This window comes from Flavobacterium sp. MMS24-S5 (assembly GCF_050320125.1).
Lineage (GTDB): Bacteria > Bacteroidota > Bacteroidia > Flavobacteriales > Flavobacteriaceae > Flavobacterium > Flavobacterium tyrosinilyticum.
In genome coordinates, this window is sequence record NZ_CP190016.1 from 1,872,758 (window position 1) to 1,898,157 (window position 25,400).

Sequence of the window (25,400 nt, forward strand, 5' to 3'; positions counted from 1 at the left end):
GTTCTGCTTTTTTGTTTACATTTAATTCATCAATCAAACCCTAGCTAATTAAAATTCAACTTTAATGCCTTTTACATTTTCGCATCCTGCAATAATTCTTCCGTTAAGATATTTACCAAAATCATGGTTTTCTATAACAGCATTAGTAATCGGAAGCCTTACTCCTGATTTCGAATATTTTCTCCGCATGAAAGTTAAAAGTGATTACAGCCATACTCTAAATGGTATTTTCTGGTTTGATTTACCTTTTGCTCTTTTACTAACTTTTCTCTTTCATAATTTAACTAAAAATCTCTTGTTTCAAAATCTTCCATTTTTTATAAAAAACAGAATTCTAATTTTTGCAGATTTTGACTGGAATGTTTATTTTAAAAGAAATTGGCTTATTGTTCTAATCTCTTTGTTAATCGGAATATTTTCTCATCTTTTCTGGGATGCCTTTACACATAAACATGGTTATTTTGTCAATCAATTTGATGCTTTTCAAAACACCGTATCAATATTCAGAGTAGAAATTCCGTTTTGGAAAATAGCGCAGCATTCAAGTACTCTTTTTGGAATTATTGTTATACTATATGCGTTCTCTAAACTCCCAAAAGTTTCTTATCCGCAAACCGCTATTAATAAACTGTATTGGAGTGCTGTTGTTTTATTTACCGTTACGATTATATCAATGAGATTTGCATTAAATCCAAAAGCTTTAAATATTGGAAATTTAATTGTGACTTTTATAGCGTCCTTTCTAATTGCCATAACAATAGTCCCGTTAATAATTAAATTTAAATCCAATCAAAAACAATAACAAAATCGACTACATTTACTACTTCAAAACGGAAATCATTTTAACTAAATTAAAACAGAATAATGGGAATATTTTCAGCAATTCTTGGCAATGCGGGTTCAGTAAGTCAAGAAGATTTAATTAAAAAATACGGACAGCTTTTGACAGCAAATGAAGAAATCGAAATGGGTTTTAAACTTATTCGCGATACTTTTATTTTCACCAACAAAAGATTAATCTTGGTTGATGTACAAGGAATTACAGGAAGTAAAACAGAATACAAATCTATTGGCTATAAAAGCATTACTCGTTTTAGTGTAGAAACAGCTGGAACTTTTGATTTGGATGCCGAATTAAAAATCTGGATTTCAAGCGAACAACATCCGAGTATTGTAAAACAATTTAATAAATCGGTTAATGTCTATGAAGTGCAAAAGATTCTTGCTTTTCATGTATTAGGATAAAAAAACAAACCCGGCAAAATGCCGGGTTTGTTTTTTATGATTACACACAACTCTTATTTCTTTTTGGTTGTAGTTTTCTTAGTGGTTGTTGCTTTTTTAGTTGTAGTGGCTGCTGGAACTGTATTTACAATCTTTTGTTGCACATAAGGTTTGTACAAACCGTCTTTTTCTGCTCTTTTCTTAGCTTCATCTGCTCTTTTCTGAGAATCTGGATGCGAGCTCATCATTTGATCAATAAACGAAGCTTGTGACCCTTCACTCATTTTTGCCAAAATTCTAAAAGCAGATTCTTCAGCATTGACATCGTAACCATTTTTTTTCATGAAATTGTAAGCAAATAAATCTGCCTCAGATTCTTGTTTACGGCTATATTTACTATCAATAATTGCGCTTCCAATTTTTCCAAGCTGACTATCGGTAACTGTCGCCACTGTTGCAGATTGAGAAGCTGCTCCATCCATTAAAGCTTCTTTTTGATAAGCCGCGCGAATAGCATCTCTCGAATCATTGTTTGCTACGTGTCCGATTTCATGCCCAATTACAGCAATTAATTCATTGTCATCCATAATATCCATTAAACCTGAATATACACGAACGCTTCCGTCTGCAGTTGCAAAAGCATTTACTTCTTTTAACTTATATACTTTATAATTTAAAGTAAATCCGTCACCAGAAGCATGTTTTCCAAAAACACGATTTAATCTTAAAGTGTAACCGTCAGTTGGTCCAGCAATTTCATGTTCGGCATCTAATTTATCTACCGCTTCTTTAGATAATTTTGCAGCATCGGCATTACTAAAAGTAAAACCTGTAACACCTTTTTGAACTGCTCCAATCGCCTTATCTCCAAAATTAATCTGAGCATTCATTTTAGTTAAACCAAATGCTGCAAATAAAAGTCCCGCTATTATAAATTTCTTTTTCATATTTTTTTTATAATTACAATTTAACAACAAATGTAGCATAACAAAATGCTATTTTAATTTCATACAAAACTTGTTTTTCAACAAATAAAGATATAACATTTTTATGAGCTGATAATCAATAGACAGTCGATTTTGCTACTATTCTAAAAAGAAAAAAACCGGCAAACTCTTTAGATTTACCAGTTTTGAATAATGCATAACTTATTTCTTTTTTGCTGCACTTGTTTTTTTTGTTGCTGTGGTTGTCTTTTTTGTAGCAGTTACTGGAGCTGTATTGACAATTTTCTGTTGCTCATAAACATGATATAAACCATCTTTTATTGCTCTTTTTTTGGCTTCATCAGCCCTTTTTCCTGGATTTGGATGAGAACTCTGCATTCTTGAAATAAAAGATGAGTCTGCTCCTTCACTTATTTTTTGTAGAATTCTAAAAGATGACTCCACAGCGTTAACATCGTAACCATTTTTTTTCATAAAATCGTAAGCAAAAGAATCTGCTTTAGACTCTTGTTTTCTATTATGCCCACTATCAATCATTGCACTTCCTAATTTTCCATATTCAGATTTTGAAATAGTAGATACAATATCCGACTGTGATGCCGCTGCATGCAATAAAGCTTCTTTTTTATAAAATGCTTTAATCCCATTTTTACTATCATGATTTACCACATGGCCAATTTCATGCCCAATAATTGCCAGTAATTCATTATCGTCCATAATATTCATTAAACCTGCAAATACACGAACACTTCCATCCGCACAAGCAAAAGCATTTATGTCTTTTACTAAATAAACTTTATAATTCAAAGTAACGCCCTCACTAGAAGAATGTTTTCCAAATAAGCGATTTAATCGAATTGCATAACCATCTGTCGCTTCAGCCACCGGATTATTTGCATCTAGTTCTGTAATCCCTTTTTGAGCCATAGCTACTGCATCGGCGTCACTAAAAGTAAAGCCTAACATAGTTTTATCTAAAAGCGATAATTCTTTCTTATCTGAGCCCTCCTGTGCATTCATTTTAGTAAGACCTAAGATTGCAACTAAAACTCCTAATACAACAAATTTCTTTTTCATGTTCTTAATCTTTTAAAATATAGGGTAAAATTATCCCCCGTTTTTTCTTTATAGTATCCCAAAAAGACAAATTTGCAATAGATTAAGGCATAAGCATAAAATTTTGAAAAAGCATATTCGAAAAAGCAAAGGAAAAGCAAATAAACATCTCAAAATAAACTACATTCCGTATCTTTGCACTTTGAACATTGATATATGGAAACAGTCACTGAAAATATACAAACCACAAAACCAAAGTGGTTAAAAGTAAAATTACCTATCGGACAAAAATATACTGAACTTAGAGGTTTAGTTGATAAATATAGTTTAAATACCATTTGTACTTCTGGAAGCTGTCCCAACATGGGAGAGTGCTGGGGCGAAGGAACAGCAACTTTCATGATTTTAGGAAATGTTTGTACGCGTTCTTGCGGTTTTTGCGGTGTAAAAACAGGCAGACCAGAAACGGTAGATTGGGATGAGCCTGAAAAAGTAGCTCGTTCTATTAAAATCATGAATATCAAACATGCTGTAATCACAAGCGTTGATAGAGACGATATTAAAGACGGTGGTTCTATTATTTGGATGGAAACCGTGAGAGCCATTAGAAGAATGAATCCTCAAACTACTCTTGAAACTTTGATCCCAGATTTTCAAGGAATTGAAAGAAACCTTGATCGTATTGTAGAAGCAAATCCTGAAGTTGTTTCTCATAACATGGAAACTGTACGACGTTTGACTCGCGAAGTTCGTATTCAAGCTAAATATGACAGAAGTTTAGAAGTGCTTCGTTATCTGAAAGAAAAAGGAATCAACAGAACAAAATCTGGAATTATGCTTGGTCTTGGAGAAACTGAAGAAGAAGTTTTCCAGACTATGACCGATTTGAGAAATGCAAATGTTGATGTGGTTACAATTGGACAGTATTTACAGCCAAGTAAAAAACATCTTCCTGTAAAAGAATTTATTACACCCGAACAATTTGCCAGATATGAAAAATTTGGTCTTGAATTAGGTTTCAGACATGTCGAGAGCGGACCTCTTGTTCGTTCTTCCTATAAAGCGCAAAAACATATTTTATAAAAAAGTTTAATCGTTTAATCGTTTAATTGTAAAACCGATTAAACGATTAAACAGTTAAACGAATAAATAAAAAATTGAAAACAAGAATTGCTATTAATGGATTTGGAAGAATTGGAAGAAATTTATTCCGATTGCTTTTAAATCACCCCGAAATCGAAGTCGTTGCTATAAATGACATTGCAGACAACAAAACCATGTCGCATTTAATTAAATATGACAGTATTCACGGTGTTTTGAAATCCGAAGTAATTCATGACGAAAATAGTATCATTGTAGACGGAAGGCATTTTTTCTTTTTTCATGAAAAAAACATTTCAAACATAGACTGGAAGTCGCATTCGATTGATATTGTGATTGAATCGACAGGTAAATATAAAACGCATGAAGAATTAAATGCGCATCTGGAAGCTGGAGCAAAAAAAGTAATTCTTTCGGCTCCATCAGAAGTTGACACGATCAAAACGGTAGTTCTTGGTGTAAACGAACATATTTTGGATGGAAACGAAGATATAGTTTCTAATGCAAGCTGTACAACAAACAATGCAGCTCCGATGATCAAAATTATCGAAGAATTGTGCGGAATTGAGCAAGCTTACATTACCACTATACATTCTTTCACGACAGACCAAAGTCTTCATGACCAGCCACATAAGGATTTACGCCGTGCGAGAGGTGCCAGCCAGTCGATTGTTCCAACAACTACAGGTGCAGCTAAGGCATTAACAAAAATTTTTCCTAAATTGCACAATAAAATGGGTGGCTGTGGTATTAGAGTCCCAGTTCCAGACGGTTCATTAACAGACATAACCTTCAATGTAAAACGTGCCGTGAGCATTGAAGAAATAAATAAAGCATTCCAACAAGCCTCAAAGACAAATTTAAAAGGAATATTAGATTATACCGAAGATCCGATTGTTTCGGTTGATGTAATTGGCAATACACATTCTTGTTTATTTGATGCACAGCTAACTTCGGTTATCGATAAAATGGTAAAAGTTGTAGGCTGGTACGATAACGAAATTGGCTATTCATCAAGATTGATCGATTTAATTTTACTGATAAGAAAAAAATAAGATTCATTGTAATAGCGTTGCCATACATGATGAAATACTATCTTTTTATTGTTGTTTGTTTTTTAAACTCATTTTTGTATTCTCAAGCTAAAAAGAATACGGATAGTGTTACCTATTATAACAAGCTGGCTAATTCTAACCTTAACAATAAAAAGTTTGATCAGGCGGTTTATTACACCGAAAAGTCGATTAATTTCTGTGAGGAAAATGGCAAAAAAGAGAATTTGGCCAATCAGACTTTTAAGCTCGGAAAAATCTATTACAATCAGAGAAAATTTGAAGACGCTTTAAAAAACTTCCATAAAACGGTTTCTTTATTTGATACTTTAAAACCAAGCTGCACAAAAGTTTTGGCATTGCATTATATTGGCGTAACCAATACTGCAAAAGGCGATTACAAAACGGCTAATGTTTATTATACAAAAGCCAAAGATTTACTAAAAAATCTGAATATCAATGATAACGCAGAAATATTAAATTATCAGAAAGCTTTAGCATTTAAAACCAATAACGATCTTAAATCGGCTATAAAGACTTTTAAAGCGATTACTAAAAAACCAGACAACAATGCAATTATAAAAACCAAAGTAGATACCTATTATCAGCTTGGTTTAATTGAAGGGCAACTTAAAAGAAACGATTCGGCAATTATATATTTTAATAAAGCCTTAGATTACAATGACAAAATCAATGATTTTCCGAAGAAATCGAAAATCGTTTTAGCCATAAGCCAATACTACAAACAAAATAAAAACTATGATTTGGCATATTCCTACCTAGACGAGCATTATCAGCTGGAAAATTATATGCTAAAACTAAAAAATGCCAAAATTGATTTGGATGAATTTCAAAAGTTCAAAAAAAATCAATCTTTAAGCAACACAATTAAGAAAGAAAGCGAAGAAAAATTTCAACTCAAAACATATCGCTATTCTAAATTGGTTAGTATTTTGGCAATTGCTTTGATTTCGATTTTATCCCTTTTGAGTTTAGCTCTATACAAAAACAACATCATCAGAAATCAGAACAATTTATTGCTTCGGGAAAAGAATAAAGAATTGATTCTGGCCAAAAACAAAGCAGAAAAAGCATCAAAAGCAAGATCTGAATTTTTATCTACAGTAAGCCATGAACTCCGGACACCTTTGAATGCAATTAACGGAATTACCCATATTCTACTGGAAGACAAACCGAAGAAAAAACAATTAAAGTACTTAGAATCTTTAAAATTCTCTGGGAATTATTTGACCACTTTTATCAACGAAATTTTAGAGATCAACAAAATTGATTCGACTAAAGTCGAAATTGAAAATATCAGTTTTAATCTCAAAGAACTGCTTTTCAACATTCAAAGTTCATTAAAAGAATTGGCAACCGCCAATAAGAATTACTTCAACCTAGAAATAGATAAAACCATTCCTGACAATCTAATTGGAGATCCAACCAAATTATCTCAGATTATATTAAACTTAATCAACAATGCTTTAAAATTTACTCAGAACGGCCACGTAAATGTTATCGCAAAACTTTATTCTCAGGAAGAAGAAAATGCAACCGTTTATTTTGAAATTGTCGACACTGGAATCGGAATTCCAGAAGACAAGCTTCAATCTGTTTTTGAGAGCTTTTCTCAAGGTTCTATTGAGGTAAACAGAAAATATGGAGGAACAGGTCTTGGTCTTACAATTGTAAAAAAATTAATAGAACTTTTAGGAGGCGAAATAAAATTAAAAAGTGAAGTAGGTAAAGGTTCTACATTTACCTTCAAGTTAAACTTCAAAATCAATAATGAACCATTGGAAGTAATCGAAGAAGTAAAACCTTATAATGACAAACAATTGAAAAACAAATCTATTTTATTGATTGAGGACAACAAGATCAATCAAATGATCACTCGCAAAATGTTGGAAAACAAAAATATCACTTGCGAAATTGTTGACAATGGAGAAGATGCTGTCGAACTTTTAAAAGTTAAACGCTTTGACATGATTTTAATGGATGTTCATCTTCCAGGAATTAACGGAACGACGGCTACTAAATTGATTCGCGAATTTGACAAAGCGACTCCAATTATTGCCTTAACAGCTATTTCGCTTGACGAAAACCGAGATATGCTTCTTTCTTTCGGAATGGATGACGTAATTACAAAACCTTTTGTACCAGACGATTTCTATACTACTATTGCTAAGTTTTTTGATTAACCGAGACACTAAGTTTCTGAGATGCTAAGATTTTGTGTTTTCTTTTACATACGCTAAAATCGTTGCATCAAAATCTTGCTGATGATTGATGAAAGAGCTTTTTATTGGCAAATAATACAATTGATCTACTAACTCTGAGTCTTTCAATCTCACATAATCTTTTTCGGTGGTGATTATTTTTCTTCCGTTTGCTTTATTTCGAATTGAATCTAAATCTGTATCAGAAAAATGATGATGATCTGGAAAAGTCAAGCATTCATCACTTTCATTTTTTAAATAATCAAAAAATGGTTTTGGTTTTGCAATTCCAGCCAGCAGCAATTTTGGTTCAGATTTGATTTCGCTAACGGCAATTTTTTCATTTTTTCCATAAATGACCATATCGTAATCTATAAAAGTAAAAAAGACTTTCTGACTGCTTTTCAACTTCAACTTTAATCTAATCTCAATTTGTTCTTCTTCTGTTAAAATTTTAGGACATTTTGTAACAACTACTATACTCGCTCTTTCTGCTCCGCTCCTGCTTTCACGCAAATTCCCTGTTGGCAGCATAAAATCGTCTGCATATAAATCACCATAAGAAGTCAGTAAAATATAAAAACCAGCTTTTACTTTTCGGTGCTGATAGGCATCATCTAACAGCACAATTTCTGGCTTTTCGTTTTGAGAAAGTAATTGCTGAATTCCGTTTGTACGATTGGCATCAACAGCTACCATTATATTTGGAAATTTTTGATAAAACTGAAAAGGTTCATCTCCCAAAATTTCGGCATTCGAATTTTCATTAGCCAAAACAAACCCCTCTGACTTTCGTTTATAACCGCGGCTTAAAGTGGCAACTTTATATTTATCAGATAATAAACGAATCAAATATTCTATTTGAGGTGTTTTACCAGTTCCGCCAACACTTAAATTTCCAACAGCAATTACTGGAATATCAAACGAAGTGGATTTTAGAATTCCTTTATCAAAAAGAAAATTACGGATTGAAGTAATGAATCCGTATAAAATGGCGAAAGGGAAAAGTATTTTTCGAAGTAAGTTCATAGAATTATTTATCTGAGTAATGACCCATTGCAGAAACTATAATAACAGTGACAATCTCTTCTTCTACCCGATAAATCATTCTATCTTTTTGATTAATTCTTCTAGCCCAATATCCATTAAGGCTATACTTCAACTCTTCTGGTTGTCCTTCTCCAAAAAAAGGGGTTTCAGTTAGTTCTAAAAGTATTTTTTCAATCTTTTTTATGGTAGCTTTATTTCCTGATTTATAGTGATTTTTCAAATCTTTACGAGCAATATCGTCAAATTCTACAAAATACTTCCCCATATATCATCTGGATTTAATCTTGTCGTTTTTCCTTGTTTAATATTCTCTTCTGCTTTTTTAATTTTTTCAATAAATTCGGCACTATAAATACTTGATTCCTCATTAACCTGTCCATAACTATCCGTTTCAATAATCTCAATACCATCAAGACCTTTAAAAAAAGCTTCGAACATTTCCATAAATGCTTTTCCCGTCTTCGTGCGTTCGTTAATTTTTATAGTTGTCATAACTTATAAATTTTATATTACAAATGTACTAAATTTGTACTTTTAGTATCAACTATTATTACCATTAGTATAAATAGTTGTTACCAACAAAAATTTGGAAAAAACTGAAAATGAAAATCAAAAATATTATATCGGCTCTTGAAGAAATGGCTCCTTTGGCTTACGCCGAGGATTTTGACAATGTTGGACTTTTAGTCGGAGATTCTGAAACCGAATCTACTGGAGTTTTAGTCTGTCATGATGCCTTAGAAAGTGTTATTGATGAAGCTGTTGCTAAAAACTGTAATCTAGTCGTTTGTTTTCACCCGATATTATTTTCTGGAATTAAAAAAATTACAGGCAAAAATTATGTGGAACGCGCTATTTTAAAAGCGATCAAAAACGATATTGCTATTTATGCCGTTCATACCGCGCTTGACAATCATTCGCAAGGCGTAAATAAAATTTTCTGCGATACATTAGGATTGACAAACGCTAAGGTTTTGATTCCGAAACAAAATTTCATTCAAAAATTAGTCACATTTACCGTTCCAGATAATGCAGATAAAGTTCGAAATGCCATGTTTGAAGCTGGAGCTGGAACAATTGGAAACTATGACAATTGCAGTTTCAACACACAAGGCTTTTTTACTTTTCAAGGAAATGAAGACAGCAATCCTGTAATTGGAGAAAAAGGAAAACTGCATACAGGAGAAGAAATTAAAATTGAAGTGGTTTTTGAAAAACATCTTCAATCCAGGATTTTAAAAGTGCTTTTTGCGAATCATATTTACGAAGAGGTCGCTTATGAGATTTACGATTTAAAGAATTCTCACCAAACTATTGGTTTAGGAATGATTGGCGAGCTGGAAAACGAAATGGATGAAAAAGATTTCCTTGTTTGTGTAAAAGAAAAAATGATTGCCGACGGAATTCGTCATTCTGCTTTTTTAGGCAAAAAAATAAAAAAAGTAGCTGTTTTGGGAGGATCTGGAAGTTTTGCCATAAAAAATGCAATTCAGGCTGGAGCCGACGCTTTTTTGACTGCCGATTTGAAGTATCACCAGTTTTATGAAGCTGAAAACAAGCTACTTTTGGCAGATATTGGTCATTTTGAGAGCGAACGCTATACAAAAAATTATATTGTTGATTATCTTCGAAAAAAAATTCTTAATTTTGCAATCATTTTATCGGAAGAAAATACAAATCCAGTTAAGTACTTATAGAATATGACGAATACGAAAGAATTAAGTGTTGAGGACAAGTTAAGAGCAATATACGATTTACAGCTTATTGACTCTAGAATTGACGAAATCAGAAACGTTAGAGGAGAACTTCCTTTAGAGGTTGAAGATTTAGAAGATGAAGTTGCAGGTTTGAGCACTCGTTCAGAAAAACTGAAAGGTGAACTTGAAGTGATTGAGGAGCAAATCAAAGCAAAGAAAATTGCTATTGAGGAGCATAAAGAGGTTATCAAGAAGTACACTAAACAACAAGAATCAGTACGTAACAACAGAGAATTTAATTCTTTGACAAAAGAAGTTGAATTTCAAGAATTAGAAATTCAATTGGCTGAAAAGCAAATCAAAGAAATGAAAGCTTCTATCGAGCACAAAAAAGAAGTTATTTCTAATTTAAAAGAAAAACTTGATGCTAAAAGCTCTCATTTAAAACATAAAAAATCTGAGTTAGATGCTATCATGGCTGAAACTCAGAAAGAAGAAACTTTCTTAACTGAAAAATCTGCTGAATTTGCTTCACAAATCGAAGACAGATTATTAGCAGCTTACAACAGAATCAGAAGCAGTGTTCGTAACGGATTAGCTGTAGTTTCTATCGAAAGAGGAGCTTCTGCTGGATCTTTCTTTACAATTCCACCACAAACTCAGGTTGAAATTGCTTCAAGAAAGAAAATCATCACTGATGAGCACTCTGGAAGAATTTTAGTTGATACTCAATTAGCTGAAGAAGAAAAAGAAAAAATGGAACAATTGTTCGCAAAATTCTAATATCAAGTCCCGATTAAATCGGGACTTTTTTTTTACTTATTTTTTTTGCCACAGATTAAAAGGATTAACGCAGATTAAATTATTCTTATGCTGAATAAAATCTTTTTTAATCCTTTTAATCTGTGGCAAAACATTTTTTACCTTTAGAAAAAAAAATTAAGTTTTGGGAATTAAAAAAGGCATTCGTTTTATTACATTAAAATCAGTTGGATCTTATATTAATTTTTTGAGCTATGTGCGTCCGCAAAAAGCAATGGAGCTTTCTTATGCTCTTTTTAGCCAACCGCGAATTGGCCGATTGAAAAAAGAAGAACTTCCGAAAGTTTTGCGACATACAGAAACAGAAACGTTTCATCATAACGAACATCATTTTCAAACCTACATCTGGAAAGGAAATGAAACCAAAATTCTATTGGTTCACGGTTGGGAAAGCAATGCTGCGCGATGGAAAAAAACATTACCTCACCTTCAAAAATCCGGAAGCACTATTATTGCCATCGATGCTCCTGCTCATGGACAAAGCAGCGGAAAAGAATTTAATGTGCCGCTTTATGCTGAGTTTATCAATAAAGCAGTAGAAAAATACCAGCCAGAAATTATTATAGGACATTCTATTGGCGGTGCAGCCTGCGTTTATCATCAGTATTTGTTTCCGAATACCAGCATTAAAAAAATGGTTGTTCTTGGTGCACCTTCTGATTTAAAGACTTTGATCGACAATTATATTGCGATGCTTAGTTTGAACAGAAAAATGCTGCCTCTTCTAGAAACCAAATTTGTAAATCGTTTCAACTTTAAACTAGACGATTTTTCAGGACAAAAATTTGCTTCCCAATTTACTCTTCCAGGTTTTATTGCTCATGATACTTCAGATAAAATCGTTGCTTTTGAAGAAGGAAAAAAAATAGCCAACAGCTGGAAAAACAGTCAGTTTATTGAAACCTCTGGTTTAGGCCACGGAATGCATGATGATGAATTGTATGACAAAGTGATTGAGTTTCTTTTTTCTGAAGGTTCTGAGCCACTAAGTCGCTAAGACACTAAGTTTTCCCCTTAAAAACGGCAGTATTGCCATTCGCCAAAGGAGACTCGAGCGATAGCGAACAGGCGGAGCAAATCTTCGCAAGTAACTCCGTAACGAAAACCCAATCTTTGTCGAGCTTCTCACGAAGATTTCTCCTTAGTCGATATGACAAGATTGCGTAAAATCTATTAATCTGAAATCTAAAATTTTCAAACAACAATCTTAAAATACTTCAGCAATTCCTTCTCTCCTTTTCCAGTAACAGTAATAGCTCTCGAATTTTCAGTTTTTCTTAGCCAGTCTTCTTTCAGCATTTTATTAAAAAGCAATGTTCCAATTGAACCGGCAATATGATTTCTGCGTTCGCTCCAATCTAAGCACGGTTTTAAGAAAATTCGTTTTTGTTTTTGTGCTTCTTCCAAATTAATTCCAAAATCTGAAAACCACTTTTTCCCATCTGAACTTATTTCAAAAGTGTTATTTTGATTGACGATTATTTTTTGTTCCAATAAACTATCCGTTAAAGCCACGCCAATCTTTCCCGCTAGATGATCATAGCAAGTTCTGCAGAATTTTATTGGTGGATAAGTTTCAGTTTTATTTTTCGAAGCAACTTCAGGTTTCGGAATTAAACTTGCCATTGCTTCAAGCGCATAAGCGACTTCTTTATTTGAAAATCGGTAATATTTATGACGCCCTTGTTTTTCTACACAAAGCAAATCGGCATCGAGAAGCTTCCCTAAATGCATACTAATATTTTGCGGAGATGTGTTGACGCTTACTGCCAGTTCTGTAGCTGTAAAAGCCCTTCCGTCCATTAAAGTCCACAAAATTGAAGCGCGCGTAGGATCGCCAATTAAGGATGCTGTTTTTATAAATTGATCTTCCATTTAGATGTTCATAGTTAAGTGCAGAATGAACTATTGCCTTGTAAAGTTAAATAACTTTGCTAAAAACATTCCACATGAAGTCAACTTTATTCCTTCAATCTGACAGCAGCGATCCTTATTTGATCTATAAAACCATGTTGCAAAACAATCCTGTGTATTGGGATGAAACCAATAAAATATGGGCAATATATTCTTATGAAGATTGTGTTTCTATTTTAAAAAATCCTAAAGCTGAGATTCCGGCTTTAAATCCAGACAACAAACAAAAACTGAACAAAACGGCATTAGAAATTTTAAATAACTTAACAAGATTATCAAACGGGATACAGCATGAAATTTCAAAAGAAATCGCAATGTTGTTGTTTTCAAAAATGAAATCTGTAGATATCAATCGGATTATTTCCCAATTAATAAAAAGCAATTTAGTTGAAAATAAAATGGATTGGGTAAATTCGGTTTGCAAAAAACTGCCAGTTCTAGTCGTTCTGAAAAGTTTTAATTTTGAAGAAAAAGATTGTGAGTTTATTGCAAACCAAATAGAATCTTTGGTTAAAATAATGCTTCCGCAGAAAACAGAAGAACAAGTAAAATCTATAAATGAAGTTTCAGCAACAATATTTTCAATCGTAGAAAAACAGCTTTTTCAATTAAACTTTTACGAATCTTTATCAGCCAAAATTTCGGAATCAAATTCTCTTTCGCTTGACGAAATTAAAACAATAAGCATTAGCAATTTAATTGGATTGTTTATTCAGAGTTTTGATGCGGGAAGAGGAATTTTGAGCAATTCTCTCTTGCAGATTCTGAATAATAAAACTTTTTCTAGTAAAACAGAAATTGAAAAATCGGTAATAGAAACTTTGCGCTTTGATCCTCCAATTCAAAACACTAGACGAATTGCCGTTGGAGATATTATCATCGGCGAAAGCCTAATTAGAAAAAACGATTCCATTTTAGTTGTACTTGCGTCGGCAAATCGAGACCCGAAGAAATTTGAAAATGAATCAAAATTTGATATTGAAAGAAATAATAATACTGAGAATCTGACTTTTGGAATTGGCGGTCATATGTGTCTGGCGAAACATTTCTCTATTCATTTAACTACTGAAACTTTATGGTTTCTGTTTAATGAATTCAAAACCATTACCATTTTAGAAAATAATATTCAATACGAACCCATGATCAATGCCAGATTACCGAAGAATATCTGGATTTCATTACAATAAAAAAAATAAAAATATGATAGCTGTAATTTTTGAAGTAATTCCGAACGAAGGAAAAAAAGAAGAATATCTGGACATCGCTGCAAGTCTGCGTCCAGAATTAGACCATATTGAAGGATTCATTTCTATAGAACGATTTCAAAGTTTTACCGATCCTTCAAAAGTGTTGTCTTTATCATTTTGGAAAGATGAAGAAAGTATTCAGCAATGGAGAAATCTGGAAATGCATCGTCACGCGCAGGCAAAAGGTCGAAATGAAGTTTTTAAAGATTATCATTTACGAATTGCGACTGTGGTTCGTGATTATGGAATGTTTGATCGAAAAGAAACGCCGAGTGATAGTTCAGTTTTTCATGATTCGTAGAAAAGGTGCTAAGATTCTAAGCTACTAAGGTTCTAAGTTTTTTCTCAAAAATCTAAAGTCTAAATTCTAAAATTCTAAGATATCTAAACTTTTGCCTACTTTTGCAGTATGGAAGAAAATTTGAAACGTCTCAATAAATTTATAGGAGAAACTGGTTATTGTTCTCGTCGTGAAGCCGATAAATTAATCGAAGAAGGACGCGTTACAATAAATGGCGCTGTGGCTGAAATGGGAACTAAAGTTTCGCCAGATGATGAAGTACGTATTGACGGAAAATTAATCGTTGAAAAAAACGAGAAACTGGTTTATCTGGCTTTCAATAAACCAGTCGGAATCGAATGTACTACCAACTTAGAGGTTAAAAATAACATTGTTGATTATATCAATTATCCAAAACGTATTTTCCCAATTGGAAGATTGGATAAAGCCAGCGAAGGATTAATTTTTATGACCAATGATGGTGATATCGTAAACAAGATTCTTCGTGCCAGAAACAATCACGAAAAAGAATATACCGTTACCGTTGACAGACCCATTACAGATCGTTTTATTCAGAGAATGGGAAATGGTGTGCCGATTTTGGATACGGTTACTAAAAAATGTAAAGTAGAGCAAATTAGCAAATACACTTTCAAGATCATTTTAACGCAAGGATTAAACCGTCAGATTAGAAGAATGTCTGAATACCTGGGTTATGAAGTTACGGCGTTAAAACGTATCAGAATCATTAATATTTCTTTGGATGTTCCTGTTGGAAGATATAGAGATTTAACAGATGCTGAAATAAAAGAATTAAATCAGTTGATTGAGCCTTCGAGTAAAACGGAAGAAGCAAGTTTTCCTAAAGTTGAAACTTCGGATTCAAGTGCAACTCCAACTAGAAGAAAAAATTTCATCTCAAAACACAATCCTCGATTTAAAAAAAGAGGAGATAATAAATAAAACAGAAATCCCATTCACTAACGGAATGGGATTTTTTATTTTATTCTATTTCTTTTCTTTATTCAAAAAATCATAATACAAAGCTTTAGATAAAAAGCTAGCGTCTTGATAATTCCATATCATTTCTTCTCTAACTGATTCTGCATATTTTCCGTCTAAATTGTTCTTTTTAAAATATTCTCGTCGAGCTTCATCATTAAAATTTAATCCGCTAAGGAAAACTGGCTCTACTCCTTTGTTTACAGAAATATTGTAATTCGTAATTAAACCGCCCCAATTTACATAACTGCACAAAAGAATTGTTCCGTAGAAATACCAAAGCATTTGATTGAAAAGAAAAGCATTTGTTTTCTGTTTGCTGATTTTTTGAAATGAAACTACTAATCCGATAATAGCTAAAATTAAAAAAGCATACACTCCTAACCTTTTATAAGTTAGACCATAAAAAGAAACATATTCTGAATTTTTAATAATCGCACTTATAATTAAAATCACATTTAGCCCAAGCCATACTTTAGCCAGCATTTTTAAAGAAGAAGCTTTTTCATCAAAATTAAACCCTCCTTTAAAATAAAATAAGATTACGCCCACTGCCATTAAGATTGAAAAAATTACGGCGTTTACGCGTTCATGCGTATCAGAACTTAGATTTGTTTTTTCTACTGCTTCAAAAAATTGCTCGTAATTGTAAGTTGCGATAAAAACTAACAACATAATATTTAAAAGAAACAAAGTAATTGCGCCACTTTTCCTTTCAAAATCAAGATCTAAAAACGAAAAAGTACTTTGATTTTTTATTTCAGAAATATTGCTGAAATCATTATTTAATTTCGGATTATACTCATAACAAGTGTCTGGAACCCAATAATTCCAAAAACTGAACGAGATGTAAAATCCCAAAATGCACATTGCAATTAATTGTGGAAGATTAATGTCTAATTCATAATCTGTAAATAATGAAGAGAAATGATCACTTCCGAAAGAATACACGATAAAAAACAATCCGAGAAAAATAATTGGAATAAGAACAAAGGCAATTAATTTTTTAGCAAAATCATTGTGGATTTTACGCTCTGGAAGCCATTGCTTAAAAATAAATATTCTACCCACAGAAGTAAATCCGTTTAAGACTATTAGCGGGAAAACCTGAATCATTTTAAGTTCTCCATCTTGTGTTTTAAATTGTAGAAATAAAATGGATAAAGCTAAAGCAAAAAATGATGCTGCATCTCCATACCATGCAAAGGCGAAACAAGACAAGATTGACGTCACTACAAGAACTAAATGTGATCTGTCGACAAACTTCTCCTGAAAGAAATAACTAATCAAGAGTGTAAGAACTACACCGAAAATAGAAATATTGATTCCCACAGATTGGTTGTAAAAAAGCAGTATAAAAACCGCTGTACAGGCTAAGATAATTTGATGTTTTTTCATGATTGATAAATTTAAAAGTACTTTGTAATTCAAAGTTTTTGAGTAAAAAAATAGCGTTATTTATGATTTCATTAATTTTTCAAGGTACGATAAGTGCTCTTTAAAAGCTGCACGCCCCAAATCGGTTACCTGATAAGAGGTTTTTGGCTTTTTGCCCACAAATTCTTTCTTTACTTCGATATAAGCTGCTTTCTCAAGCGCAGAGGAATGACTCGCTAAATTACCGTCGGTGATATTTAAAAGCGCTTTCATCTCGGTAAAATCTACCCAGTCGTTAACCATCAGAACGGACATTATACCCAGTCTGACACGGCTTTCAAAATCTTTATTTAGTTTATCAATAATTCCCATTGGGTTATTTGTATTTTTTGAACATCACTAATCCGTATACAATATGTAGGATTCCGAATCCGATAATCCAGAAAATCAAACCATATCCTATATTAAAAAGTGCAATACATCCTAAAATCAGTTCCGAAAAACCTAGATATTTAATATCCGAAAATGTATATTTTTCTGCGTTTATAACGGCTAATCCGTAAAATATTAATGTCGATGGCGCCACTAAACCAAAGTAACCGTGGTACATCATTGCCAAGCAAAACACTCCACCAGCTAAAAGCGGAACGGCTAGATTGAACAACATCTTTTTTGTTGCTGAAGTCCAGATTGGCAAATTGTATTTTCGGCTTTTTCTAATGGTGAAAAAGATTCCGAATGCAAATGCAAATACTAAAATTGTGATTCCGATCCAGAATAATTCTGAAACGAGATTGGCAGAATATAATCTATGCTCATCATTTAGATAATCCATTCCGTTTGCTTTAAAAAGCTGGTAAACATAGATTCCACCAATTAAAGCCGAAAGACCTGCGAAAACTCCCGAAAGTCCGCTTAATGATATAAATCGTGAAGAGCGCTCCATCATGGAACGAATATGTGCTAAATCTTCTTGGTGCTTTTGATTCATAATTAAAGTACTTTGCGATACAAAGTTATTATTTATTTTGAATTGGCAAATAAAAAAAGTGAAAATTATTTTTCAAAAATAATATAGATGCTTACAAAGCTTTGAAAACCCTGTAGATTCGAGGAAATATATAAATGAAAACTGAAATTCAGATTTTAATTTAAGCCTCAAAAATACCTACAAGGTTTTGGAAACCTTGCAGGAAAGCGAGTTTATTTATTACCGTAAAGTTGCGTGAGGGATAGGAGCATGCTACCGAAGTAGCGCGGATAGCCCGACCGTCCCGATATAAGAAGGCGTATTTACATAAAGTATATTGGCCTTCTTATATCGGGACGGTCACGCCCAAATTATAAAAGCGAAAAAGCCCATTCTTAACGAACAGGCTTTTACTATTTTGAAATTTTGAATTAAAACCATCTTCTTCTTTTGAATAGAAGAACTCCGAAAGTAGATAGAATTATAGAGACTAAAAGCAGAATCCAGATTCCATACTTACTTTCTTCTAAACCGTTTGGCACGTTCATTCCGTATAAACTGGCGATTAGGGTTGGAATCATTAAGATGATCGAAATCGACGTCATCTGTTTCATGATTGTATTCATATTATTTGAAATTACAGAAGCGTAGGCGTCCATCATTCCTGTTAAGATGTTGTTATAAATATTGGCTGTGTCTTGTGCCTGATTTAATTCGATTTCGACATCTTCTAATAATTCTGGGTCGTAATTGGCTTTGTGTGCTTTTAAATTTTTAATTCTTTGAAATAAAACGTCATTTGCCTTTAATGAAGTGATGAAGAATACAAAACATTTTTCGATTTGAAGCAAGGCTTGCAATTCTTCATTTTTGATCGATTTCTCTAAGTTGTCTTCGGCGAGTTTTATTTTATGATTGATTTGTTTTAGATATTTCAAATACCAAACGCTTGATGACAAAAGCAATCTTAGTACAAGGTTGAAATTGTCTTCAATTTCGATGTTTTTACGTTGTGAATACGACACAAAATCGGCAATGATTTCTGTTTTATAAAAACTGATGGTCACACAGATATCATCTTTAAAAATGATTCCGAGAGGAACGGTATGAAAAGGAATTTTAATATCACCACTTTTAACTGGAATACGCATAATAATAAGTGTCCAGCCGTCTTCGATTTCGATACGGGGTCTTTCGTCGATATCCTCGATATCATTATAAAAGGCTTCAGGAATTTGAAGTTCTTCTACTAAATAGTTTTTGTCTGATTCTGTTGGAGATTCGATATGAATCCAGCAATTTGAAGTCCATTTTTGGATTTCTACCAATCCGTTGTTGTTTGTGTAAAAGGCTTTCATTTCAAAATACAGGTTTTTAGCGCAGCATTTTGAAATTTCAAAAGCTGCTTTAATTAAATACTAACGAATAATAATCGTCCATTTGGAGAAGTGTTTTTTAAGTGGTGCAAAAGTATCCTTTATTTTTAAGAACCAAAACTTTAAACTATTAATTATATATTAAAATGATATTTTTAAATTCCAAATTTAAAATTCCAAATTCCAATTTTTCAACGGCAAAGAACGCAAGGCCTTTCTTTAATTCTTTACATGTTTTGAGTTAGCAGAGCTTCGACTTAAATCAATCATAGCCAGAGTCAATCTTGTTCTATGTGTTATTTTTTTTTAGTTGTATTATACAAGAAAGCCCGTTCAACAGAACAGGCTTTGTAATATATTCTTAGAAAGAGAATTATTTTCTTGCGCTTCTCATTTTTCTTGCTAAAAGTGTATTTTTAAGCAACATTGCAATTGTCATTGGCTCGTACTCCACCAGGAACTGGCGTAATAAACGACGCTTTTTTACTTACTCCGTCAAAGTCAACATCTCCTTTGATCACGTATCCTTTTGCGTTTGAAGCATCTTCTACGCGTGTAATTCCAACGTCGATAACTGTTACTCCTTCTTTTACCATATCGGCTTTTAAGAATTCTGGAACTCCTAAAGCTGTAATAATGATATCGGCGTTTTTAGTAAATTCTGCTAAGTCTTTTGTACGGCTGTGAGTTAACGTAACTGTAGAATCACCTGGATTTCCTTTACGGCTCATTAAGATACTCATTGGACGCCCTACGATATGGCTTCTTCCAATTACGACTGTATGTTTTCCTGCAGTTTCTACTTTGTAACGCTCTAACAATTCCATAATTCCAAATGGAGTTGCTGGAATAAAACTTTCCATTTCAAGAGCCATTCTTCCAAAGTTAGTTGGGTGGAATCCGTCAACGTCTTTGTCTGGATCAATTGCTAATAAAATTTTCTGCTCGTCGATATGTTTTGGCAAAGGCAACTGAACGATGTATCCGTCTAGATTATCGTCTTCGTTCAATTCTTTAATTTTAGCCAATAATTCGTCTTCTGTAATGGTTTCTGGTAAAGCAACCAAAGTTGAATCGAAACCAATCTCTTGGCATGATTTTACTTTACTTCCTACGTAAGTTAAACTTGCTCCGTTATTACCCACTAAAACCGCTGCTAAATGAGGCACTTTTCCTCCAGCTGCTTTTATGGATTGAACTTCGGCTGCAATTTCGTTTTTAATGTCGTTAGATGTTTTTTTACCGTCTAGTAGTTGCATTGTGTGTTGTTTCAGGTTTTAATTTTTGTTTCAAGTTTCATGTTATTGTTGAAACTTACTATTTATTGAATTAAAAAAGTTTCAAGTTTTGGTTTCTTAACTTGAAACCTTAAACTTGAAACTCTTTTTATTATTTCGGCATTCCTCCTGGCATACCACCCGGCATCCCTTTCATACCTCCCATCATTTTCATCAGATTTTTTCCGCCTGGGCCTTGCATCATCTTCATCATCTTGCTCATTTGGTCAAACTGTTTCATCAGCTGATTTACTTGCTCGACTTTAGTTCCCGAACCTTTTGCAATTCTGGCTTTTCTTTTTACGTCGATAATCGCTGGTTTGCTTCTTTCTCCTGGAGTCATCGAATAAATGATCGCTTCGATATGTTTGAAAGCGTCATCTTCGATCTCAACATCTTTCATGGCTTTTGAAGCACCTGGTATCATTCCAACCAAGTCTTTCATGTTACCCATTTTCTTTACTTGTTGAATCTGCGTTAAGAAGTCGTCAAATCCGAATTCGTTTTTAGCGATTTTCTTTTGAAGTTTTCTTGCTTCTTCTTCGTCAAATTGTTCTTGAGCTCTTTCAACAAGAGACACAACGTCTCCCATTCCTAAGATACGCTCTGCCATACGTTCTGGATAGAAAACATCAATTGCTTCCATTTTCTCACCAGTACCGACAAATTTAATTGGCTTGTTTACAATCGATTTGATTGAAAGTGCAGCTCCACCACGAGTATCACCATCTAATTTCGTTAAGATAACTCCATCAAAGTTTAAGATATCGTTGAAAGCTTTTGCTGTGTTTACAGCGTCTTGTCCTGTCATAGAGTCGACAACGAACAATGTTTCTTGTGGCTGAATTGCTTTATGAACACGAGCAATTTCGTCCATCATTTCCTGATCTACGGCTAAACGTCCTGCTGTATCGACGATAACAACATTGAATCCGTTTGCTTTTGCATGTTTAATTGCGTTTTGAGCAATTTCTACAGGATTTTTATTTTCTGGTTCTGAGTAAACCTCAACACCTATTTGATCTCCCACAACATGCAACTGGTTAATCGCCGCTGGACGGTAGATATCACACGCTACAAGAAGTGGTTTCTTGTTTTTCTTTGTTTTTAAGAAGTTAGCTAATTTTCCAGAGAAAGTCGTTTTACCAGAACCTTGAAGTCCTGACATCAAAATCACTGTTGGATTTCCTGAAAGGTTCACACCAGCAACGTCTCCACCCATTAATTCAGTAAGTTCGTCTTTTACTAACTTAACCAATAATTGTCCTGGCTGTAATGTTGTTAATACATCCTGACCAATTGCTTTGTCTTTTACTCTTGCAGTAAAATCTTTAGCAATTTTAAAGTTAACATCGGCATCAAGTAATGCACGACGAACTTCTTTTAAGGTATCGGCAACGTTTACTTCTGTAATTTTACCGTGTCCTTTTAATATATGGAACGCTTTATCTAACTTATCACTTAAATTATCAAACATATCATTTTCTTTATATGAAGTGCAAAGATAATCTAATTAGATATTTCAGGCAATTTTTATTTGAATGCAATTTTGCCACGAAGGCACTAAGACACAAAGTTTTTGTTTCTCGCAGATTTAAAAAGATTTTAGCAGATTTTTAAAAATCTTTTCAATCCTTTTAATCTGTGGCAAAAAACAAAAAAGGCGCAAAGAATAAAAACCTTTGCGCCTTTGTGCCTTTGCGGCCATATCTTTTTAGAATTGAAAGTAAATGAAAGGCTGTGAACCGGCTACTGCTGTTGCGTAAACAATCCAATAAACAAATCCTAAGATTATTGCTTTTACTAATAATGGCGTTTTATCGAAAACAGATTTCATTCCGTTTGTAAATGAATCTGGCAAGAAATGCCAAACATAACCGAACAGCATCAATCCGAAAACATTTTTATAACCTAATACAATTGTTTTCCAAAGTTCTGGTTCGAATGTTAATTGACCAATATTATTAATTACCTGCAAGGCTGTTTCGAAATCTCTAGCTCGGAAGAAAATCCAACAGAAAACTACAAAATGGAATGTGATTAGGATTGAGAAAAATCTCCACAAAAAATTTGGACTTTTGTCTTTCTTCGAAGGAAAAAATTCCATAAATATTTTATGAACTGCCAATGCTAATCCGTGAAGCGCTCCCCAAACAATAAACTGTGCTCCTGCTCCGTGCCACAAACCTCCTAAAAGCATCGTGGTAAACAAATTGAAATTGGTTACTAAGGTTTGTTTTATTTTGCTTGACAATAAAAATGACAAAGCGAAAATTAAAATACTGACTCCTGCAATGATAAGTGGAATTATACTTTCATTATAACAAGACATTCCCCAAAGCAATAATCCGAAGAAAAATAAACTTGGGAATAAATATCCTGCGAAAGAACCTTCTCTGTTTCCTCCAATCGAAATGTATAAAAAGTCTTTTAACCAAGTCGAAAGCGAAATGTGCCATCTTCTCCAGAAATCGGTAATCGAAGTCGATTTGTATGGAGTTCTAAAGTTGACTGGCAATTTAAATCCAAGCAATAATGCAATACCAATTGCCATGTCTGAATATCCAGAGAAATCACAGTAAATCTGAATAGCATATCCGTACGAAGCCATTAAATTTTCGAACGAAGTATAACTCATTGGCGTATCAAAAACACGGTCAACAAAGTTTACTGATATATAATTTGAGATAACTGTTTTTTTGATTAAACCTCCAATAATTAAAAACAAAGCGTTGTTTACATCTTGTTTGGTCAGGTTTAATTTTTGATAAATCTGAGGCAAAAAGTCTTTCGCGCGTACAATTGGTCCAGCAACTAATTGCGGGAAAAACGAAACGAAGAATAAATATTCGATGTAATTTTTTGTCGGTTTAATTTCTTCTCTATAAATCTCAATAATATAACTCATAGATTGGAAAGTATAAAACGAAATTCCAACAGGAAGAAAAACATTGTGAAGTGCAAAATTACCATGAAACATATCATTGTAAGTCACAATCAAAAAGTTCATGTATTTAAAATAGCCTAAAAGCGCTAAGTTCAAAATAACACTTATAACCAAGTAAAATTTCTTAACACTATCTCTGCTTTCTCTATAAATAATCTGGCTCAAACCATAATCTACAACCGATGAAAGCAATAGCAGTAGAAAGTAAATTCCGCTTGATTTATAGTAAAAGAATAGTGAAAAGAGAATAACATACGTTAATCTCAAATAAAATGTTTTGCGTAAAAAACCATACACAAAATAGAAAACCAGAAATAAACCTAAGAATAAACCGGTATTGAATAAAAGTTTTTCGTCTTCATTATAAACGAACCAACTTTTAACTTGCTCTATTGTAATTGCACCAAAATTTTGAATAAACCAATTATTAATGCTCTCTATTGTTGTCAACTTACTTCTTTGATTTAAAATTATCGTATGATCTTAAAAACGCCTGAGTAAACAAATCTCCTTGTTTCTCGTATCCTCTTTTTGAATAATGAACCCAATCTGGTCCTATTAATCCTTGTACTTTTAATTGTCTGATGCCGCTCATTCCTCCAAACTCCTCGTATAAATCCCAAACGGCAAGATTTTCTTTCTGCGCTATATTAAGAATTTGTTTAGCATAATCATCAACATAAGTGTTTGGTTTTCTTCTTAGCAAAGATGGCGGCGGTGTCATTACAATGATCGGCGCATCTATTTTCTGTGCTCTTATATTGCTTATAAATTCTTTTAGCTCCCGAATGTATTTTTCTGGATCTAAATGATCATAGCTTTCATTTGTTCCTAAAGAGAAAACCAGTAAATCTGGATGCAACGATTTTAATTGCTCAAAGAATAAAGGATACTTATTGTAATCTGAATATTTAGCTCCATTTACTCCAATTCCACTGTAAATAATTCCAGGAGTGTCTTTTTCTAAAACAATTCCGTTTAACTCAAAATCCTTTGCTTCTTTGTTCGGAATCAAGAAAATTCGGCTCAAAGCATTTTCAGAATTATAATAGTGCGAATACGAATCTGATTTTACTGCTAAGGGAACAAATTCTGACATTGAAATCGTCTTTTGTCTCGTTTCCTTTGTGGCAATTTTTAAGGTTCTTCCCGCTCTGATATTATTAGACTTTAAATGGTTGTCTCTTTTAATTTCTGTAATCGAAACATTGTATTTGTCTGCAATTGTACCCAGCACTTCGCCTTTTTTAATTTTGTGTGTAATAACTTTTGGCTCTGTTGTCTGGATAGAATTGATTTTTGACGAAATTGCCAAATCAAACATATCCTGATTCTGAGGCGTAATAATTTTTATTGTATTGAATTTATAAGCCAAATCTTTTACATCCATTTCCATCACAAATCCGCCAGAATCTCTCCAAAGTCCTATTCCGCTTAACCCAATCGGACAATTCTTAACTGGGTGAATGTTTCTATAACTTTCCCAAGTTCTGTTCGATTTGAAACGTTCGTTATAAGAACCATTTGTTTTAGCTAATTGATACGGAAATACTAAACCGCGTCCTGCATTACCAAATTTCTGCTGCAGTTTTTTTCTGATCTCATTAGTCATCAAATCACCTTGAATGTGCGAATCTCCGATATGCACAATATTGATTTTTTGACTCTTCTGATCTTCGTTCTTTTCCAGTTTCTGAAAAAAATCATTTAACGCTTTTGCATTATAAATTTGACCATCAGAAGGAGCATCAATTATTGCTTTATCTGCTTTTTGAATCATACTTTTGGGTGTTGGATGTACATCTGTTTTTGGAGTTTTTTCATTTGTTGCAAAAAAAA

Annotated in this window: 24 protein-coding genes and 1 pseudogene; 11 read left to right on the forward strand and 14 right to left on the reverse strand. The window is 33.1% G+C overall.

Features of this window, described 5'->3' with window-relative positions; all coding sequences use genetic code 11:
- Positions 1 to 64 precede the first annotated feature (64 nt).
- Together ACPWTF_RS08520 and ACPWTF_RS08525 are read left to right on the forward strand one after the other, a co-directional pair.
- Positions 65 to 802: a DUF4184 family protein gene (locus ACPWTF_RS08520; RefSeq protein WP_427875142.1), complete on the forward strand. Its 738-nt coding sequence runs from the start codon at positions 65 to 67 to the stop codon at positions 800 to 802.
- Positions 803 to 864: 62 nt separating this feature from the next.
- Positions 865 to 1,245, forward strand: a complete 381-nt coding sequence (locus ACPWTF_RS08525) for a PH domain-containing protein (protein ID WP_095929421.1) — start codon at positions 865 to 867, stop codon at positions 1,243 to 1,245.
- A 53-nt stretch (positions 1,246 to 1,298) separates the two neighbouring features.
- Here the strand turns inward: ACPWTF_RS08525 and ACPWTF_RS08530 are convergent, their stop codons facing one another.
- On the reverse strand, positions 1,299 to 2,171 hold the full coding sequence (locus ACPWTF_RS08530; protein ID WP_427875143.1) for a M48 family metalloprotease: 873 nt from the start codon (positions 2,169 to 2,171) through the stop codon (positions 1,299 to 1,301).
- 201 nt (positions 2,172 to 2,372) lie between these two features.
- Positions 2,373 to 3,248, reverse strand: coding sequence for a M48 family metalloprotease (locus tag ACPWTF_RS08535; protein WP_427875144.1), 876 nt, complete (start codon positions 3,246 to 3,248; stop codon positions 2,373 to 2,375).
- Positions 3,249 to 3,443: 195 nt separating this feature from the next.
- Here ACPWTF_RS08535 and lipA point away from each other — a divergent pair, with 195 nt between their 5' ends.
- From lipA to ACPWTF_RS08550, 3 genes are all read left to right on the forward strand, one after another.
- Positions 3,444 to 4,310, forward strand: coding sequence for a lipoyl synthase (gene lipA, locus ACPWTF_RS08540; protein WP_202005899.1), 867 nt, complete (start codon positions 3,444 to 3,446; stop codon positions 4,308 to 4,310).
- A 74-nt stretch (positions 4,311 to 4,384) separates the two neighbouring features.
- Positions 4,385 to 5,383 (forward strand): type I glyceraldehyde-3-phosphate dehydrogenase, encoded by a 999-nt coding sequence (gene gap / locus ACPWTF_RS08545; RefSeq protein WP_427875145.1) that lies wholly within the window; start codon positions 4,385 to 4,387, stop codon positions 5,381 to 5,383.
- A 29-nt stretch (positions 5,384 to 5,412) separates the two neighbouring features.
- Positions 5,413 to 7,584 (forward strand): ATP-binding protein, encoded by a 2,172-nt coding sequence (locus tag ACPWTF_RS08550; RefSeq protein ID WP_427875744.1) that lies wholly within the window; start codon positions 5,413 to 5,415, stop codon positions 7,582 to 7,584.
- Positions 7,585 to 7,608: 24 nt separating this feature from the next.
- Here ACPWTF_RS08550 and lpxK read toward each other — a convergent pair whose 3' ends face one another.
- From lpxK to ACPWTF_RS08565, 3 genes are read right to left on the reverse strand one after another with little or no spacing between them, the layout of a single operon-like run.
- The gene (lpxK, locus tag ACPWTF_RS08555; RefSeq protein WP_427875146.1) at positions 7,609 to 8,631 is read right to left on the reverse strand and encodes a tetraacyldisaccharide 4'-kinase; all 1,023 of its coding nucleotides are present in this window, start codon (positions 8,629 to 8,631) and stop codon (positions 7,609 to 7,611) included.
- A 4-nt stretch (positions 8,632 to 8,635) separates the two neighbouring features.
- Complete coding sequence (locus ACPWTF_RS08560) at positions 8,636 to 8,917, reverse strand: Txe/YoeB family addiction module toxin (protein WP_427875147.1); 282 nt, start codon at positions 8,915 to 8,917, stop codon at positions 8,636 to 8,638.
- Positions 8,899 to 9,144 carry a DUF2683 family protein gene (locus ACPWTF_RS08565; RefSeq protein WP_427875148.1) on the reverse strand — a complete coding sequence of 82 codons (246 nt, stop codon included), beginning with the start codon at positions 9,142 to 9,144 and terminating at the stop codon, positions 8,899 to 8,901. Before ACPWTF_RS08565 ends, ACPWTF_RS08560 begins: the two co-directional genes overlap by 19 nt.
- 110 nt (positions 9,145 to 9,254) lie before the next feature.
- Between ACPWTF_RS08565 and ACPWTF_RS08570 the strand changes: the two genes are divergently transcribed.
- The 3 genes from ACPWTF_RS08570 (at position 9,255) to ACPWTF_RS08580 (ending at position 12,168) form a co-directional block, all read left to right on the forward strand.
- Positions 9,255 to 10,349 (forward strand): Nif3-like dinuclear metal center hexameric protein, encoded by a 1,095-nt coding sequence (locus ACPWTF_RS08570; protein WP_427875149.1) that lies wholly within the window; start codon positions 9,255 to 9,257, stop codon positions 10,347 to 10,349.
- Positions 10,350 to 10,352: 3 nt separating this feature from the next.
- Positions 10,353 to 11,132, forward strand: coding sequence for a zinc ribbon domain-containing protein (locus ACPWTF_RS08575; RefSeq protein ID WP_095929412.1), 780 nt, complete (start codon positions 10,353 to 10,355; stop codon positions 11,130 to 11,132).
- A 163-nt stretch (positions 11,133 to 11,295) separates the two neighbouring features.
- Positions 11,296 to 12,168: an alpha/beta fold hydrolase gene (locus tag ACPWTF_RS08580; protein ID WP_427875150.1), complete on the forward strand. Its 873-nt coding sequence runs from the start codon at positions 11,296 to 11,298 to the stop codon at positions 12,166 to 12,168.
- Between the two features lie 197 nt (positions 12,169 to 12,365).
- Here the strand turns inward: ACPWTF_RS08580 and ACPWTF_RS08585 are convergent, their stop codons facing one another.
- On the reverse strand, positions 12,366 to 13,046 hold the full coding sequence (locus ACPWTF_RS08585; RefSeq protein ID WP_427875151.1) for an ArsR/SmtB family transcription factor: 681 nt from the start codon (positions 13,044 to 13,046) through the stop codon (positions 12,366 to 12,368).
- A gap of 74 nt (positions 13,047 to 13,120) precedes the next feature.
- Between ACPWTF_RS08585 and ACPWTF_RS08590 the strand changes: the two genes are divergently transcribed.
- The 3 genes from ACPWTF_RS08590 (at position 13,121) to rluF (ending at position 15,575) form a co-directional block, all read left to right on the forward strand.
- Entirely contained in the window at positions 13,121 to 14,272 is a 1,152-nt protein-coding gene (locus ACPWTF_RS08590) for a cytochrome P450 (RefSeq protein ID WP_427875152.1), read from the forward strand.
- Positions 14,273 to 14,285: 13 nt separating this feature from the next.
- Positions 14,286 to 14,633, forward strand: coding sequence for an antibiotic biosynthesis monooxygenase family protein (locus tag ACPWTF_RS08595; RefSeq protein ID WP_250837347.1), 348 nt, complete (start codon positions 14,286 to 14,288; stop codon positions 14,631 to 14,633).
- Between the two features lie 108 nt (positions 14,634 to 14,741).
- A complete protein-coding gene (rluF, locus tag ACPWTF_RS08600) occupies positions 14,742 to 15,575 on the forward strand; it encodes a 23S rRNA pseudouridine(2604) synthase RluF (RefSeq protein ID WP_427875153.1) in 834 nt (277 codons plus the stop codon).
- A gap of 45 nt (positions 15,576 to 15,620) precedes the next feature.
- Here the strand turns inward: rluF and ACPWTF_RS08605 are convergent, their stop codons facing one another.
- The 8 genes and pseudogenes from ACPWTF_RS08605 to ACPWTF_RS08640 all read right to left on the reverse strand — a co-directional run bounded on the left by ACPWTF_RS08605 (position 15,621) and on the right by ACPWTF_RS08640 (position 25,341).
- Positions 15,621 to 17,012: a DUF4173 domain-containing protein gene (locus tag ACPWTF_RS08605; protein ID WP_427875154.1), complete on the reverse strand. Its 1,392-nt coding sequence runs from the start codon at positions 17,010 to 17,012 to the stop codon at positions 15,621 to 15,623.
- Between the two features lie 60 nt (positions 17,013 to 17,072).
- Positions 17,073 to 17,363 (reverse strand): winged helix-turn-helix domain-containing protein, encoded by a 291-nt coding sequence (locus ACPWTF_RS08610; RefSeq protein ID WP_095929406.1) that lies wholly within the window; start codon positions 17,361 to 17,363, stop codon positions 17,073 to 17,075.
- A 4-nt stretch (positions 17,364 to 17,367) separates the two neighbouring features.
- Positions 17,368 to 17,982 carry a hypothetical protein gene (locus tag ACPWTF_RS08615; RefSeq protein WP_427875155.1) on the reverse strand — a complete coding sequence of 205 codons (615 nt, stop codon included), beginning with the start codon at positions 17,980 to 17,982 and terminating at the stop codon, positions 17,368 to 17,370.
- 410 nt (positions 17,983 to 18,392) lie between these two features.
- Positions 18,393 to 19,319 carry a magnesium transporter CorA family protein gene (locus ACPWTF_RS08620; RefSeq protein ID WP_250837351.1) on the reverse strand — a complete coding sequence of 309 codons (927 nt, stop codon included), beginning with the start codon at positions 19,317 to 19,319 and terminating at the stop codon, positions 18,393 to 18,395.
- Between the two features lie 391 nt (positions 19,320 to 19,710).
- Positions 19,711 to 20,596, reverse strand: a pseudogene (locus ACPWTF_RS08625) (bifunctional 5,10-methylenetetrahydrofolate dehydrogenase/5,10-methenyltetrahydrofolate cyclohydrolase).
- A 130-nt stretch (positions 20,597 to 20,726) separates the two neighbouring features.
- The gene (gene ffh, locus ACPWTF_RS08630; RefSeq protein WP_095929402.1) at positions 20,727 to 22,091 is read right to left on the reverse strand and encodes a signal recognition particle protein; all 1,365 of its coding nucleotides are present in this window, start codon (positions 22,089 to 22,091) and stop codon (positions 20,727 to 20,729) included.
- Positions 22,092 to 22,328: 237 nt separating this feature from the next.
- The gene (locus ACPWTF_RS08635) at positions 22,329 to 24,011 is read right to left on the reverse strand and encodes an MBOAT family O-acyltransferase (RefSeq protein ID WP_427875156.1); all 1,683 of its coding nucleotides are present in this window, start codon (positions 24,009 to 24,011) and stop codon (positions 22,329 to 22,331) included.
- A 1-nt stretch (position 24,012) separates the two neighbouring features.
- Complete coding sequence (locus ACPWTF_RS08640; RefSeq protein WP_427875157.1) at positions 24,013 to 25,341, reverse strand: GDSL-type esterase/lipase family protein; 1,329 nt, start codon at positions 25,339 to 25,341, stop codon at positions 24,013 to 24,015.
- Positions 25,342 to 25,400: the final 59 nt, after the last annotated feature.